General features: G+C 64.1%; 11 protein-coding genes and 1 tRNA gene. 9 read left to right on the top strand and 3 right to left on the bottom strand.

Features of this window, described 5'->3' with window-relative positions:
* Window positions 1-107: 107 nt before the first annotated feature.
* From B5M41_RS13705 to B5M41_RS13695, 3 genes are all read left to right on the top strand, one after another.
* On the top strand, window positions 108-1,058 hold the full coding sequence (locus B5M41_RS13705; RefSeq protein ID WP_230640084.1) for a DMT family transporter: 951 nt from the start codon (window positions 108-110) through the stop codon (window positions 1,056-1,058).
* A gap of 75 nt (window positions 1,059-1,133) precedes the next feature.
* Window positions 1,134-3,086, top strand: a complete 1,953-nt coding sequence (locus B5M41_RS13700; protein ID WP_134649083.1) for an acetyl-CoA carboxylase biotin carboxylase subunit — start codon at window positions 1,134-1,136, stop codon at window positions 3,084-3,086.
* Between the two features lie 67 nt (window positions 3,087-3,153).
* The gene (locus tag B5M41_RS13695) at window positions 3,154-4,398 is read left to right on the top strand and encodes a hypothetical protein (RefSeq protein ID WP_134649084.1); all 1,245 of its coding nucleotides are present in this window, start codon (window positions 3,154-3,156) and stop codon (window positions 4,396-4,398) included.
* On the opposite strand, the gene lipB is transcribed toward B5M41_RS13695, so the two are convergent.
* Window positions 4,371-5,117, bottom strand: coding sequence for a lipoyl(octanoyl) transferase LipB (lipB, locus tag B5M41_RS13690; protein WP_134649085.1), 747 nt, complete (start codon window positions 5,115-5,117; stop codon window positions 4,371-4,373). The two genes, B5M41_RS13695 and lipB, sit on opposite strands and share 28 nt — an antisense overlap.
* A gap of 45 nt (window positions 5,118-5,162) precedes the next feature.
* Between lipB and B5M41_RS13685 the strand changes: the two genes are divergently transcribed.
* From B5M41_RS13685 to exoR, 3 genes are all read left to right on the top strand, one after another.
* Entirely contained in the window at window positions 5,163-5,348 is a 186-nt protein-coding gene (locus tag B5M41_RS13685) for a hypothetical protein (protein WP_134649086.1), read from the top strand.
* Window positions 5,313-5,397 (top strand) — tRNA-Leu (locus B5M41_RS13680). Before B5M41_RS13685 ends, B5M41_RS13680 begins: the two co-directional genes overlap by 36 nt.
* Before the next feature lie 463 nt (window positions 5,398-5,860).
* On the top strand, window positions 5,861-6,646 hold the full coding sequence (exoR, locus tag B5M41_RS13675; RefSeq protein WP_202402267.1) for an exopolysaccharide production regulator ExoR: 786 nt from the start codon (window positions 5,861-5,863) through the stop codon (window positions 6,644-6,646).
* Between the two features lie 27 nt (window positions 6,647-6,673).
* Here the strand turns inward: exoR and xth are convergent, their stop codons facing one another.
* Both xth and erpA read right to left on the bottom strand, forming a co-directional pair.
* Entirely contained in the window at window positions 6,674-7,465 is a 792-nt protein-coding gene (gene xth / locus B5M41_RS13670) for an exodeoxyribonuclease III (protein WP_134649242.1), read from the bottom strand.
* Between the two features lie 64 nt (window positions 7,466-7,529).
* Window positions 7,530-7,862, bottom strand: coding sequence for an iron-sulfur cluster insertion protein ErpA (gene erpA / locus B5M41_RS13665; RefSeq protein ID WP_134649087.1), 333 nt, complete (start codon window positions 7,860-7,862; stop codon window positions 7,530-7,532).
* Between the two features lie 217 nt (window positions 7,863-8,079).
* On the opposite strand from erpA, the gene B5M41_RS13660 reads away from it, so the two are divergent.
* From B5M41_RS13660 to B5M41_RS13650, 3 genes are all read left to right on the top strand, one after another.
* Window positions 8,080-9,300 carry a deoxyguanosinetriphosphate triphosphohydrolase gene (locus B5M41_RS13660; protein ID WP_134649088.1) on the top strand — a complete coding sequence of 407 codons (1,221 nt, stop codon included), beginning with the start codon at window positions 8,080-8,082 and terminating at the stop codon, window positions 9,298-9,300.
* Between the two features lie 68 nt (window positions 9,301-9,368).
* On the top strand, window positions 9,369-11,129 hold the full coding sequence (gene argS, locus B5M41_RS13655) for an arginine--tRNA ligase (protein ID WP_134649089.1): 1,761 nt from the start codon (window positions 9,369-9,371) through the stop codon (window positions 11,127-11,129).
* 62 nt (window positions 11,130-11,191) lie between these two features.
* On the top strand, window positions 11,192-14,497 hold the full coding sequence (locus B5M41_RS13650; RefSeq protein ID WP_134649090.1) for an SPOR domain-containing protein: 3,306 nt from the start codon (window positions 11,192-11,194) through the stop codon (window positions 14,495-14,497).
* The last annotated feature ends 88 nt before the right edge of the window (window positions 14,498-14,585 follow it).

Raw genomic sequence — 14,585 nt, 5'->3', positions numbered from 1 at the left:
TGTTTCTACCTCAAATGCGCCGCTTCGCGCCGCCCTTGCAGGGCCTGAAATCCGGCATTGCCAGTTGGGCGAAAAGGTCTAAGGAGAAGGTAACGAGGAGACAAACCATGAATGCAGGCGCAGGCCCTGCCGGCCAGTCCGGCGCAAACACCATGCAGGGCGTGGCGCTCATGGCCGCCGCCATGCTGCTTCTGCCCTGCATGGATGCCATCGCCAAATACATGGCCAATTTCGCCGGCATGTCGCCGGGGCAGGTCACGTTCTACCGCTTCTTCTTCCAGCTGGTCTGCACCGTGCCGTTGATCTTCACGGCGGCCGGTGCCGCGACGTTGCGCCCGAAGCGTCCTTGGCTCAACCTCTTGCGCGGGGCCATCCACGGTGCCGCAAGCCTGCTGTTCTTCGCCGCCGTCAAATACATGCCGCTGGCGGATGTCTTCGCGATCTACTTCGTCGAACCCTTCATCCTGACCGCGATGTCGGCCGCCTTTCTCGGCGACAGGGTCGGCTGGCGGCGCTGGCTCGCCATCATCATCGGCTTCGGCGGCGCGCTCATCGTCATCCAGCCGAGTTTCGTGCTGTTCGGCTGGACGGCGCTGCTGCCGGTCGGCTGCGCCTTCCTGTATTCGGTCTATCTTTTCATGAACCGGGCGATCGGCGATGCCGATTCTCCCCTCACCATGCAGACCATCGCCGGCTTCGGCGGAACGCTGTTCATGGGCCTGGCCCTGATGATCGGCAACAATGCCGGCATTGCGGACTTCGAACTGTCGCTGCCGCCATCGCTTTTCACACTCATTCTGCTGCTCATTCTGGGGGCGCTGTCGGGCTATGCGCATATGCTGGTGGTGCGCGCTTTCCGCATGGCGCCGCTCTCGCTGCTGGCACCCTTCCAGTATTTCGAGATCATCTCGGCCACCGTGCTCGGCTATGCGATCTTCGGCGATTTCCCGACGCCGTCGAAATGGCTCGGTATCGCGATCATCGTCGCCTCAGGCCTTTTCATCATCTGGCGCGAACAAACGAGCCGAAAGGCGAGGGCGGACATCGCCTTCGACTAAAGTGCCCGCGCGCCGCCGTTGAACGGCCGGCGCTTTTGTGGCTACAACGCCTGACAAGACTGCCGGGAGGAAAGCATGTTCACGAAAATCCTGATTGCCAATCGCGGCGAGATCGCCTGCCGCGTGATCAAGACGGCACGCAGGATGGGCATAGCCACCGTTGCGGTCTATTCCGATGCTGATCGGGATGCGCTGCATGTCGAAATGGCCGACGAGGCCGTTCTTATCGGCCCCGCGCCGGCGGCCGAAAGCTACCTGGTCGCAGACAAGATCATCGCGGCCTGCAAGGAGACCGGCGCACAGGCGGTTCATCCCGGCTACGGCTTCCTGTCCGAGCGCGCCAGCTTCTGCGAGGCGCTGGAGGCGGAGGGCATCGTCTTCATCGGCCCGAAGCCCAAGGCGATCCGCGCCATGGGCGACAAGATCGAATCGAAGAAATTCGCCAATGCCGCGAAGGTCCCGACGGTGCCGGGCTTCCTCGGCGTCATCGAGGACGCCGCCCATGCCGAGCGCATCGCCGGCGAGATCGGCTATCCCGTGATGATCAAGGCCTCGGCGGGCGGCGGCGGCAAGGGCATGCGCATCGCCTGGAACGAGGAAGAGGTGCGCGATGGCTTCGACCGCGCCCGCTCGGAGGCGAAAAGCGCGTTCGGCGACGACCGCGTCTTCATCGAGAAGTACATCGTCGACCCGCGCCATATCGAGATCCAGGTGCTCGCGGATGCGCATGGCACGACGCTCTATCTCGGCGAGCGCGAATGCTCCATCCAGCGCCGAAACCAGAAGGTCGTCGAGGAGGCGCCGTCGCCGTTTCTCGATGAGGCGACGCGGCGTGCCATGGGCGAGCAGTCGGTGGCGCTCGCCAAAGCCGTCGATTACCAGAGCGCCGGCACGGTGGAGTTCATCGTCGACCGCGACCGCAATTTCTATTTCCTCGAAATGAACACCCGCTTGCAGGTCGAGCATCCGGTCACGGAACTCGTTACGGGCATCGACCTCGTGGAGCAGATGATCCGCATCGCCGCCGGCGAAAAGCTGACGCTGGCGCAGGACGATATCCGCCTGGACGGTTGGGCCATCGAAAGCCGTCTCTATGCCGAGGACCCGTATCGCAGCTTCCTGCCGTCCATCGGCCGGCTCACCCGCTATCGCCCGCCCGCGGAAGGGAAAACCGGTTCGACCATCGTGCGCAACGATACCGGCGTCTACGAGGGCGCCGAAATCTCGATGTATTACGATCCGATGGTCGCCAAGCTCTGCACCTGGGCGCCGAGCCGCCTGGAGGCGATCGACGCCATGAGCGACGCGCTCGATGGTTTCACTGTCGACGGCATCGAGCACAATGTTCCCTTCCTCGCCGCGCTGATGCGGCATCCGCGCTGGCGGGAGGGACGACTTTCGACCGGTTTCATCGCCGAGGAATATCCCGACGGCTTCATGCCGATGGCGCCGAGCGCCGACGAGGCGCAGGTGTTGGCCCGTATCGCCCTGTCGGCCCATTTGACCGATGCCGCGCGCCGCGCGAAACATCTTGACCGTCTGCGCCCGGCGCAGGCGCTGCGATCCGGCTGGGTGGTGAAGATCGGCGATGATTATTACGCGCTCACGACGGCGGATGCGGTCGAGAGCGACTGGCGGCCGGGCGATGCCGTCTGGCGCGGCGCGGTCGACGGCCAATCGGTGACGGCGCAGGTGCGGCCGCTGCGAAACGGCATGCGCATCGACTGGCAGGGGCTGTCCGTGCTGACCCGCGTCTTCACGCCGCGCCTTGCCGAACTCGATGCGCTGATGCCGGTCAAACTGCCCCCGGATACCTCGAAAATGCTGCTCTGCCCCATGCCGGGCCTCGTCGTGTCGATCGCCGTGCAGGAAGGGCAGGAGGTCAAGGCGGGCGAGACCCTGGCCGTCGTGGAGGCGATGAAGATGGAGAACGTGCTGCGCGCCGAGCGCGACCTGACCGTCGGCCCGATCCGCGCCCGGCCCGGCGAAAGCCTGGCCGTCGATGCCGTCATCATGGAATTCGCCTGAGTCTCGAAATTTGTTAGGAAATCGCCGCTAGCCTGAAATCTCCGGTCACGAGGCCGGGGAGGACGCCATGTCGACATCGGTTTCGGTGATCTTGCTGCTGGCAATCAATCTCGGCCTGATCTGGCTGTTGATCGCTGCCCCGGTCGGCCGCCGCACCCTGCGGCTCAGCCGGGTGGTGAAGGCGTCGCCGTCCCGCCTCGCCGGGCTGGTCAGCCCGCTCGGGAGGGAAGCCGACTGGCATCCCGCGATCCTGTCGAGCGAACCGCTTTCCGCAGATCGTGTCCGGCAGACCTTTCGCTATCCCGACCGGCGGGGCGAGCCGATCACGCGCACCGTGTCGGTGCGCGAAGCGCGCGACGGCGACGGCATCGCCTGCGAGACGCGCGTCATCGAAGACAGCGCGCTGGATGCGTCCTTCTGGCATGACTACATCGATCGGCGTTTCCTGCGTCCGGTGCCGGGCGGCACGCTGATGACGGTCGAACAGACGGATCGTTATCGCGGCTTCGCCTTTCTTCTTTTCCGCTATGTGCAGCTGCGCCGGGAAATGAAGGCGCTCGACCAGTGGCTCGCCACGGGCCAGGGCGAAGTGAGGGGTGTTCTGGAACGGCCGGCGACGCAGGTGGCGCTCGCCGTCCTGTCCACGTTGCTGCTCTGGCCATTCTTCGGGCTCAACGCCCGCGGCCTGTTGCTGTCGTCTTTTCTGACCGTGGTGATCGTTCTGCACGAATTCGGACACATGGCCGCCTACCGGGCCTTCGGCCACAAGCGCGTGCGCATGATCTTCGTGCCGCTGCTCGGCGGCATCGCCGTCGGCGGGCGGCCTTACAATTCACGATTCGAGGTGGCGGTCTGCGCGCTGATGGGCGCGGGCATGTCCGCCTTCCTGGTGCCGCCGCTGATCGCGCTGCACGATGCCGGCTCGCGCGCGACAAGTGCGGCCGTGCTGGTCTTCCTGCTGATCCTCGGCGCGTTCAACCTGCTCAATCTGCTGCCCATGCATCGCTTCGACGGCGGGCAGGTGTTGCGTCAGGTTTTCCCCAGTCGAAGCGGCCTGCTTTCGGCGAGCTTTCTCGTGACGCTTGCCATCGTATTCGTCGGCTGGCGTATCGGCCTGCCGTTCATGCTTCTCATCGCCGGCCTTGCCGTCTTCACGCTGTTGAGCCTGATCGGTGCCGGTGGGGTGAAACCCCGCCGTGCGCTGGAGCCGATGACGCCGCCGCAGCGGCTGCTGGCGGGCTTCGGCCTCTATGCAGCCCTTTCCCTGCACGGCTACGCCATCGTCTATGCCTGCGACGCGCTCATGGCCTGACCGTCGGTGTCGGGAGTGGTTTCACCGAAGACCCGCTCGAACGACTCGCGGATGCGGACATCCACGTCGCTCATCATGACCGGCAGGCCGAGATCGACGAGGCTCGTCACGCCGTAGCCGCGGATACCGCAGGGCACGATGCCGCTGAAATGCTCCAGATCCGGATCGACATTGAGGGAGAAGCCATGAAAGCTCACCCAGCGGCGCAGGCGAATGCCGATGGCGGCGATCTTGTCCTCGGCCGGCGAGCCATCCGGCAGCGGCGGGCGTTCGGGCCTGCGCACCCACACACCGACACGATCCTCACGCCGCTCGCCACGGACGTTCATGGAATCGAGCGCATCGATCACGACGGCTTCGAGTGCCGCCACGAAGGCGCGCACATCCTGCCGCCGGCACTTGAGATCCAGCATCACATAGACGACGCGCTGACCCGGCCCGTGATAGGTGTACTCGCCGCCGCGTCCGGTCGAAAACACCGGAAACCGATCGGGGGCCACGAGGTCATCCGGCACCGCGCTCGTGCCGGCGGTATAGAGGGGGGGGTGCTCGACCAGCCAGACGAGTTCGTCGGCCTCGCCGCGGGCAATGGCCGCGGCCTCGCGCTCCATCGTTTCGACCGCCTCGTCATAGGCGACAAGTCCCGGGGCGACGCGCCAGCGCACCGGCGGGGAGCCGGGAATCGCTAGAAGGGATGTCTCGATGTCCTGACGCTGCATGACGGCCTTCCTTTCGGGTTCCTTGTGCCAGATATAGGAGCGATCATGCAAGGATTTCAGGGGTTTCCGGGGCTTCTCGAAGGGGCTGTTGAAATTGTTTCGCTTTCCCTCATTTTTCTTGTCACGCGGCCTTGTGCACCCCAAATCCTTTTGCTACATGCACCCCCGTCGCCGCAAGACGACATCTACCACGATGCGGTCGTGGCGGAATTGGTAGACGCGCAGCGTTGAGGTCGCTGTGGGGCAACCCGTGGAAGTTCGAGTCTTCTCGACCGCACCAAGAACCCGGCCTAGTGCCGGGTTTTCTCGTTTCAGGGCTTCTGTTTTCCCATCCCTCCGCACAGCCGTTCCCGCAGCTTTCGCGCGGCGCCCATCGGGCGCGCCTAAATGGTGCTCAAATCATCTGCGACAAGCGTTATAGTTAATGTTTCCTTACTGTTGAGCGCTTGCGGTGGGGAAATCACAGCGTTGCCGGAAATTCTGTGACAGAATCGCAACACATTTTTTTCCAGAGTTTGCTACACCCTCTGGCAAGCGACGAAATGTCCATTTCCCGCCACAAACGGGGCGCAGCGATGGGGACATGCAGATGCGGGCGACCGCGCTCAAGGGAAACGATGAGCCAAACGATGTCATTGCCGCCGGAATTGTCGGAAAAGCGTACGAAAACCGTACGCTCCCGGTTTCGTCGTCGAAGACCGGCCGGCCGCGGAATAGTTGAAGTGATACCCAGGTCTGAGTTGATGCCGATGAAAGTACTTGTAATGGGTCTTTGCCTTTCGCTCTCCTACGGGATGGCGTCGACGGCTCTGGCATTCGATCCCGATGCGGGCATTACCAAGGAAAGCGGGCCCTTCGATCTCTTCAAGTTCGGTTTCTTCTCCTACAAGGAAGGTCGCAAGGGCGATGCCGTCGAGGCCTATCGCTACGCCGCGGAAAAGGGGCATACGGGTTCGCGCTGGGCGCTCGCCAATATGTATGCCGACGGCGATGGCGTACCGGAAAATGATCTGGAAGCCTTCAAGATCTATAGCGAGATCGCCCGCGCCGGCGTCGAGCCGGGCTCTGAAGACACGGGTTATTTCGCGAGTGCCCTGATTTCGCTCGCCAGCTATTATCGCCGCGGCATTCCGGACAGTCCTGTCCGGATCGATTTGGCGCAGGCGCGTCAACTCTATTTCCAGGCTGCATCCACCTTCGGCATCCCGGAAGCGCAGTTCCAGCTTGGCCGCATGATGCTGCGCGGCGAGGGTGGCAATGTGTCGGTGCACCAGGCCAAGAAGTGGCTGAACCGCGCGCGCAACAAGGGCCATGCCGGCGCCATGGGCCTGTTCGGTAACATTCTCTTCCAGGAAGGGGACACCGCCCGCGGTCTCGCCTTCATGACGGCGGCGCTGGACCATTGCCCGCCCAAGGACTGTGGCTGGCTTCAGGCGACGCAGGAGGAAGCCTTCTCCGTCGCCACCGAGGAAGACCGCCGAAAAGGCGTCGCGCTCGCCCAGAGCATCCGTTTCAACCCCAACGAATAGCCTGATCCGCAAGCGATCAGGCGTGTATTACGCCGCGTAGTCGAGCACGGCCACAACGGGCACGTGGTCCGAGGGCTTTTCCCAGTTGCGCACATGCTTTTCGACGCCAGTCGAGACCAGACGGTCCGATGCCTCGGCCGACAGCATGAGATGGTCGATGCGGATACCGTAGTTCTTCGGCCAGCACCCGCCCTGATAATCCCAGAACGTATAGAGCGGCGCGGCATCCGATGAGGCGCGCACGGCATCGGTGAGGCCAAGATTTTCCAGACGCCGGAAGGCCTGCCGGGTCGGCGGCAGATAGAGCGCGTCCCGCTCCCAGACCTTGACGTCCCAGCAGTCGTGCGGCTCGGGGATGACATTGTAGTCGCCGGCAAGCACCAGGGGTTCCTCCAGCGCCAGGCGATCCTGCGCGAAGGCGAAGAGGCGTTCCATCCACGAAAGCTTGTAGGGGTATTTGACCGGGTCGTCGGCGGGGTTGCCGTTCGGCAGGTAGATCGAGCAGACGCGGATCGCGCCGCCGTCAACGGAAAAGACGCCCTCGATGAAGCGCGCCTGTTCGTCGGCCGCGTCGCCGGGAAGGCCGCGGTTCACCTCGTCGGGGCGGATCTTCGACAGAAGCGCGACGCCGTTGAAGCCCTTCTGCCCGTGTGTCTCCACATGATAGCCGAGCGCTTCGATCTCAAGGCGGGGAAAGGTCTCGTCGACCGTCTTGATTTCCTGCAACGCGACGATGTCGGGGTTCGATTCCTTCAGCCACGCGACGAGGTTTTCGATCCGGGCCCGCACGCCGTTGATGTTCCAGGTGGCAATCTTGATCGGCATGAGGTTTCCGTTTCGTGTGTGGTTCCGGCCAGCCTGGTTGGCCGGGTTCAAAGTGGGATCAGATCGAGAAGCTGGTGCCGCAGCCGCAATTGGCGACGGCGTTCGGGTTCTTGATCTGGAAAGACTGGCCGAGAAGGTTGTCGACGAAGTCGATCTCCGAGCCATCCATATAGACGAGCGAAAGCTGATCGATCAGCACGCGCGCATTGTCCTTCTCCAGCACGAGATCATCGTCCTGCTGGTCTTCGACGAGATCGAACTTGTAGGAAAAGCCGGAACAGCCGCCGCCTTCGACGGAGACGCGAAGCGCCTGCTTTTCGGGAGAGGAGCCGAGAATGCTCGCAATGCGCCGGGCGGCGGCATCGGAGAGGGTTACGGGTTGGTCGTTCATGTCTGCCTCCTGCCGGGGTCAAGATCCGGAGAGAATCGCTTGTTCGCACAGGCCGGCGCGGCTGCGCCGTGAGGACCGGCTGCGGGCGGAACCGTCGCCAGATCATTGAAAACGCTGATCTTTAAGACGGAGCTTGCGGCCGGACTTGCTGCTATGCACACTATAGGTATGAAGGCATTGAGGCCGCGTCAATGGGCGGCGTGAATGCAGGTGACGAATGACACTCGACAGACATGCGCTGGGTTTCGGCGCCGGACAGCGCGCCATCTATGCTTCCGATCCCTGGACAAGCCGTGGACGGCTGTTTCCCGAAAGCGAAAGCCCGACGCGATCGGATTTCCAGCGCGACCGCGACCGCATCGTGCACACGACGGCGTTCCGGCGCCTCAAGCACAAGACGCAGGTGTTCATCGCCGCCGACGGGGACCATTACCGTACGCGGCTGACCCACACGATCGAAGTGGCGCAGATCGCCCGCGCCCTGGCGCGCGCGCTGAAGCTCGACGAGGATCTCGCCGAAGGCGTGGCGCTGGTTCACGATTTCGGCCACACCCCCTTCGGCCATACCGGGGAGGACGCGCTGCAGGAGGTGCTGGAGCCCTTCGGCGGCTTCGACCACAACGCCCAGTCCCTGCGCATCGTCACCAAGCTCGAGCGGCGTTATGCCGAGTTCGACGGGCTGAACCTGACCTGGGAAAGCCTGGAAGGCCTGGTCAAGCACAACGGTCCGCTGATCGGCCCCAACGGGGAGTGCACCCATGGCAAGGAGGTGCCGCGGCCCATTCTCGAATATTGCGCGCTGCATGACCTGGAGATCGGCAGTTTCGCAAGCCTGGAGGCGCAGGTCGCCGCCATCGCCGACGATATCGCCTACAACACCCATGACATCGACGACGGTCTGCGCTCCGGCTTCCTGACCTTCGACATGCTGGAGGATGTGCCGTTCCTCGCGGGGCTGATGAAGGAAGTGCATGACCGCTATCCCGGTCTGGAGGCCTCGCGCTTCACCCATGAGATCATGCGCCGGCAGATCACGGCGATGGTGGAGGATGTGATCGGCTACGCGCAACGCGCGCTGCTGGACGTTCGCCCCGAGAGCGCCGACGATGTGCGCAAGGCGCGGCGATGCATGGCGACCTTTTCCGAGGCGATGGGGGAGACCGATCGGCAGATCAAGAAGCTCCTGTTCTCGCGGATCTACCGGCACCCGGAAGTCATGCGCGTTCGGGCCAATGCCGCCTCGATCCTGACCGATCTCTATCACGCCTATATGGATGACCCGCAGCTCATGCAGGGGCACTACTGGGTCGATCGCATCGCCACCATGCCGGAATCGGCGCGTGCTCGCCACGTCGCGGATTATCTGGCGGGCATGACCGACAATTACGCGATCAACACCCATCGCCGGCTGTTTGACCATACCCCTGAATTGCGATAGTCAGCCGGCACCCCGAATTTCTTCGCAGAAAAGCCCCCGATGCGGGTCTCTGCGCGCGGATGGATGAGATGAACCTTTTTACAGACTTCGACAGCAGAATCAAAAACGTACTCGAAGGACTTCAAATCGTCCGTGAGAAGCGCGCCGAACTCGATTTCGGCCGTATCTCCGTCGAGCCGCCGCGCGATCAGAGCCATGGCGATGTCGCGACGAATGCGGCGATGGTTCTCGCCAAGCCGCTCGGCCTCAATCCCCGCGCGCTTGCCGATCTCATTGTCGCCGAACTGAAGAACGATCCGGAAGTCGCCGATGTCGGCGTGGCCGGGCCGGGCTTCATCAATGTGCGCCTGTCCGTCGCTTACTGGCAGAAGCTTCTGGCCGCCGTCGTTACGGCTGGCGCCGACTACGGCCGCAGCACGGTCGGCACCGGCCGCAAGGTCAATGTGGAATATGTGTCGGCCAATCCGACCGGGCCCATGCATGTCGGCCATTGCCGCGGCGCGGTGGTTGGCGATGCGCTTGCCAATCTTCTTGGCTTCGCCGGCTATGACGTCACCAAGGAATACTACATCAACGATGCCGGGTCGCAGATCGACGTGCTGGCGCGGTCGGCCTTCCTTCGCTATCGCCAGGCGCTCGGCGAGACCATCGGCGAGATCCCGCCGGGCCTCTATCCCGGCGACTACCTGATTCCGGTCGGGGAGGCGCTTGTGGCCGAGCACGGCACGTCGCTGCGCGCGATGTCGGAGGCGCAGTGGCTGCCGATCGTCAAGGAAAAGGCCATCGAGATGATGATGGCGATGATCCGTGAGGACCTTGCCGCCCTCAATGTCGTGCACGACGTCTTCTTCTCGGAGCGTTCGCTGCATGCCGGAAACGGTGCGCCGATCCGCACCGCGATCAACGACCTGACCTTCAAGGGCTATGTCTACAAGGGTGTCTTGCCGCCGCCGAAGGGCCAGCTTCCGGAAGACTGGGAAGATCGCGAGCAGACCCTGTTCCGCTCGACCGAGGTGGGCGACGATATCGACCGCCCGCTGATCAAGTCCGACGGCTCCTATACCTACTTTGCCGCTGACGTCGCCTACTTCAAGGACAAGTTCGATCGCGGCTTCGACGAGATGATCTATGTGCTCGGCGCCGACCATGGCGGTTACGTCAAGCGCCTGGAGGCGGTCGCCAAGGCCGTTTCCGATGGAAGCTCGAAGCTGACCGTCCTGCTGTGCCAGCTCGTCAAGCTGTTCCGCGATGGCGAGCCCGTGAAGATGTCCAAGCGCTCCGGCGATTTCGTCACCCTGCGCGATGTCGTCGAGGAGGTCGGCCGCGATCCCGTCCGCTTCATGATGCTCTATCGCAAGAGCAGCGAGCCGCTCGACTTCGACTTTGCGAAGGTAACCGAGCAGTCCAAGGACAATCCGGTCTTCTATGTCCAGTATGCCCATGCGCGTTGCATGTCGGTGTTCCGCCAGGCGGCCGAGGCGCTGCCGGACCTCGATGTAAGCGCGCTCGATCTTGCCGGTGCGATCGCCGGAAACATCGCGGATCCGAGCGAGTTGCAGCTTCTGGCAAAACTGGCAGAATATCCCCGTGTCATCGAAGGTGCGGCGGCGGCGCAGGAGCCGCATCGCATTGCATTTTATCTCTATGAACTTGCCAGCGCATTCCACGGACACTGGAACAAGGGTAAAGAACAACCGGAATTACGGTTTGTTAACGATAAAAATAGAGAATTGACCATCGCCAGACTTGGGCTGGTGCACGCTGTCGCTTCCGTTCTCAAGTCGGGTCTGTCCATTACAGGCACCGCAGCACCGGATGAAATGCGATAACGTCACCATTTACCCATAATAAGCTGGCAATGCGTCTTTGTAGCTTATGAGTGGGAAGCAGTATGGCTGACAAGAACTTCGCGCGAAGCGGAACCGGTGATGCGGGCCTCTTGGCGGATGATGATCCGCTGAGCGAGCTTACCCGTCTCGTGAACTTCGATCCGCGCCCGGTGCAGGGCGTGACGCAATCCTTCTCGGAGACCGCGCAGCCGGTGTCCCGGCGCGAGAATGCCGTTCTCGCGCTTGAGGACGAGCTGATGCGCGCCTTCGAGCAATACGATGCGCCCGCAAGCCGCGTTTCGGCGCAGCCGCTGGTGGAGCCGGTCGCCGAGCGCCATGTCGAGCCCGTCTTCGACGTGCCGGCACCGGTTGTCGAGGACCGCGCCGCGATCATCGACGAGATTCCCGCGCGGGAAACCTTCGTGAGCGCCCCGCGCCATCAGGAGCCCGCCTTCGAGGCGCCGGCAGAGGTCTATCAGTCCCCTGTTTATGCCGAGCCCGTTTTCGAGCCGGAAGTCACCGATGCGTTCGTCGCCAGCCCTGTCGAGGATTTTTCGGCGCATGGCGTCCATGCCGACGCGGCCGGCGACTGGGAGCCGTCGTTCGAAGAGGTGCCGGTAGCAGTCGATGCTCCGGTCTTCCAGGCCGATGAGCCCTCTGACTCTGCACTCCTGCTGGCCGATGAGCTCGAAGGCGCCGTTCAGGACGTGCCGCCGGTTTCCGTCGAAGCGGAGGCGCATGCGGGCCTGCAGTTCGCCGACCGGTTCGAGCCGCATTTCGAGGCGCCGCCGCAGATTTCGCCTGTTACGGAACACGAAACCTATGTCGCGCCGGAGCCGACATTCCTCGGCCTGCAGCCGGTGGAAGGTGACACGATTTCCGATCTTGGCGTGGACCTCGAGCGCGAACTGGAACTGTCGCTCGGCGATGCTTTCACGGATGGCGATCAGGGGTACGACGCGAGCGCTGAGGCAGCCTTCGTCCAGCCGCTGCCGGCTGCCGCGATAGCGGTCGAAAGTGGCGTGGAGCGTGTTGTGGACACCTGGATGCCGGCTGACTTGGGTGTCGAGCATGCCGAGCCCTTCCACGCCGAGACTGCCTACTACGCCGGTGAGGAACCGCATTTCGTTTCCGACATGGCGGTCGAGACCGCCGAAGATCATGCACGCGCTGTCGCCGAAGCCCGGCAGTCGTGGCAGGCGGAGCCCGTGCATGAAGCGGAGCCGGATTATCAGGTGCAGTCCGTCCAGAAGGGGCAGGGCTACGATCGCGATTCGCTACTGGCCGAAGTCGAGCTTTATCCGGTGCCGGAAGCAAACTCGCCCTTTTCCGCCGCCACCGCTGCTGCCGCTACGGCTGCAACGGCTGCAACGGTGAGCGCCGCCGCCGCTGCGCAGCGCAATTCCTTTGCGAACGTTTCGGCCATCTTCGGGCGTGCGACCCCGACGGGACGCCGCGAGACCGTGGCCGAGAAGGCCGTCACGTCCGCCACGCCGACATTCACCGAGCCCGCCTTCACTGCGCCGGCAGCTGTCGTCGAAACCCGTCACGAGCCGGTTTCCAGCCCGATACCGGCCGCCGAGCCGGACGTCGATTTCGACAATCTGGACTTCGACCTCTCGGACATCGATCTGGATCTGTCCGATTTCTCGCTGGACGAAGCGCCGGTCGCCACGACGCCGGTGGCCCGTGCGGAGGTCGCCCCGGCAGAGGTGGTGCGTCCGGTCGACGCGGAACGCCCCGTGCGCCGCGAGCCGGCTGTCGCCGTTCCCGTGTCGACCTACACGGCGCCGCAGCCGATCGTCGCGGAAACCGCTGACGGCTCCCTGCCGTTCGACCCGACCATGATCGCCGACACCGATGTCGGCGTGGCGCCGGTCACGGAACTGGACGTGCCGCAGCTTCCCGTTGTCGAGAAGGAAAAGCCGCAGGCCTACCAGCCCGATTTCGATTTCGACCTCGATGCCGAGATGGCCCAGCTCTTTACCGAGCCGGCTGCTCCGGTGCGAGCGGAAGATCTGTCGCGCGGCGCTGCCACGGGTGCGGGTGCGGGTGCGGTCGGCCAGCCGGCGGCGCAGATCAACGATGTCGATGATTTCGAACGGGCGCTCGAAGAGGATTTCCGCCGCTCGCTGCACCAGCCGGAACGCATGGCCATCCCCGTCGATCCCGGCCAGGCCAACACGCTTTACGCGGGCGACGGCTATGATGACGAACAGTCGCGGCCACGCCGCGGCATGCTGATTGCGGCGTCCGTCGCGGCCCTGCTGCTTGTCGGCGGCGGTGGCGTCTACGCATGGTCCTCGTTTACGGGCGGCGGCGCGGCGAGTTCCGGTGAGCCGCGCGTGATCCTCGCCGACAAGGAGCCGATCAAGGTCGTGCCCGAGGAGCGCGGCGGCAAGACCGTGCCCAACCAGGACAAGGCTGTCTATGATCGCGTGGCAGGCGATGGCGCCAGCACGCCGCAGCAGGAGCAGCTCGTCACCTCGTCGGAAGAGCCGATCGATGTCGTCCAGCGCACGCTGACCCCGGAAACCCTGCCGTTCGACGATGCCGATGACGGACAGGAGACGGCTGGCGCTGACGATGACAACCGCCTGCTTCCGGGCGTGGACGAGCCGGAAAAGGCGACCGCCGATACCAACAAGCCGCTCGTGTCGCCCCGCAAGGTACGCACCATGATCGTCAAGCCTGACGGCACGCTGGTCGCCCGCGAGGATACGCCGGCGACACAGGAAACCGCCCAGCTCGACGCGAAGCCGACGGCGACCACCGGCCGCACGGCAGGTGAAGCCGCCACCGCCGAGGCCGAGGTCGATCCCAACGCCTCGCTGCGTGCCGAACAGGCTGCCACCAGCACGCAGCCGCGTTCGGCGCTCGCCGAAGTGGCGAATGCGCAAGTCGACGACACGGCGCCTGTCCGCACCGTGAAGACGACGACCTTCGGCGCGGAAACCGCAACGACGGCCGGCAACAACACGCCGACGCCGGAAAGCCGTCCGGTCGACCAGCCGGTCAACGTCGTCGGCACCGTCACCGAAAACGGCAATGTCCGCGGCCAGCAGGCCGCTGCTGCAACGACGGCGCAGGCTGCCGAGACGACCCAGGTCGCCGCCGTGACGCCCGGCAGCTACGTCGTGCAGATCGCCTCGCTGCCATCGGAGGCGGAAGCGCAGAAGACCTACAATTCGCTGTCTGCAAAATTCGGCAGCGTCATCGGCGGTCGCGGCGTGGATATCAAGCAGGTGGCGATCCCCAACAAGGGCACGTTCTACCGTGTCCGCATCCCGGCCGGCTCGCGTGAGGAGGCCAACAGCCTCTGCAATCGCTACAAGGGCGCCGGCGGCAGCTGCCTCGTGACCCGCTGAGGCAGACGGTCAGCATCATGGAGGGCGCGGATCCTGTCCGCGCCCTTTCGATTCCGTCGCGAGGCGCATCGCGGATAGCCGGCAGAGC

The sequence above is a fragment of the Shinella sumterensis genome, assembly GCF_004514425.2.
Lineage (GTDB): Bacteria > Pseudomonadota > Alphaproteobacteria > Rhizobiales > Rhizobiaceae > Shinella > Shinella sumterensis.
The sequence above is the reverse complement of the archived record's forward strand: the minus strand, read 5'-3'. Positions and strand labels throughout refer to the sequence as shown.

What these genes read in the sequence shown, in the direction of transcription:
- B5M41_RS13705 (WP_230640084.1), top strand. Translation starts at nt 108, where the DNA reads ATGAATGCAGGCGCAGGCCCTGCCGGCCAGTCCGGCGCAAACACCATG.
- B5M41_RS13700 (WP_134649083.1), top strand. Translation starts at nt 1,134, where the DNA reads ATGTTCACGAAAATCCTGATTGCCAATCGCGGCGAGATCGCCTGCCGC.
- B5M41_RS13695 (WP_134649084.1), top strand. Translation starts at nt 3,154, where the DNA reads ATGTCGACATCGGTTTCGGTGATCTTGCTGCTGGCAATCAATCTCGGC.
- lipB (WP_134649085.1), bottom strand. Translation starts at nt 5,117, where the DNA reads ATGCAGCGTCAGGACATCGAGACATCCCTTCTAGCGATTCCCGGCTCC.
- B5M41_RS13685 (WP_134649086.1), top strand. Translation starts at nt 5,163, where the DNA reads ATGCAAGGATTTCAGGGGTTTCCGGGGCTTCTCGAAGGGGCTGTTGAA.
- exoR (WP_202402267.1), top strand. Translation starts at nt 5,861, where the DNA reads ATGCCGATGAAAGTACTTGTAATGGGTCTTTGCCTTTCGCTCTCCTAC.
- erpA (WP_134649087.1), bottom strand. Translation starts at nt 7,862, where the DNA reads ATGAACGACCAACCCGTAACCCTCTCCGATGCCGCCGCCCGGCGCATT.
- B5M41_RS13660 (WP_134649088.1), top strand. Translation starts at nt 8,080, where the DNA reads ATGACACTCGACAGACATGCGCTGGGTTTCGGCGCCGGACAGCGCGCC.
- argS (WP_134649089.1), top strand. Translation starts at nt 9,369, where the DNA reads ATGAACCTTTTTACAGACTTCGACAGCAGAATCAAAAACGTACTCGAA.
- B5M41_RS13650 (WP_134649090.1), top strand. Translation starts at nt 11,192, where the DNA reads ATGGCTGACAAGAACTTCGCGCGAAGCGGAACCGGTGATGCGGGCCTC.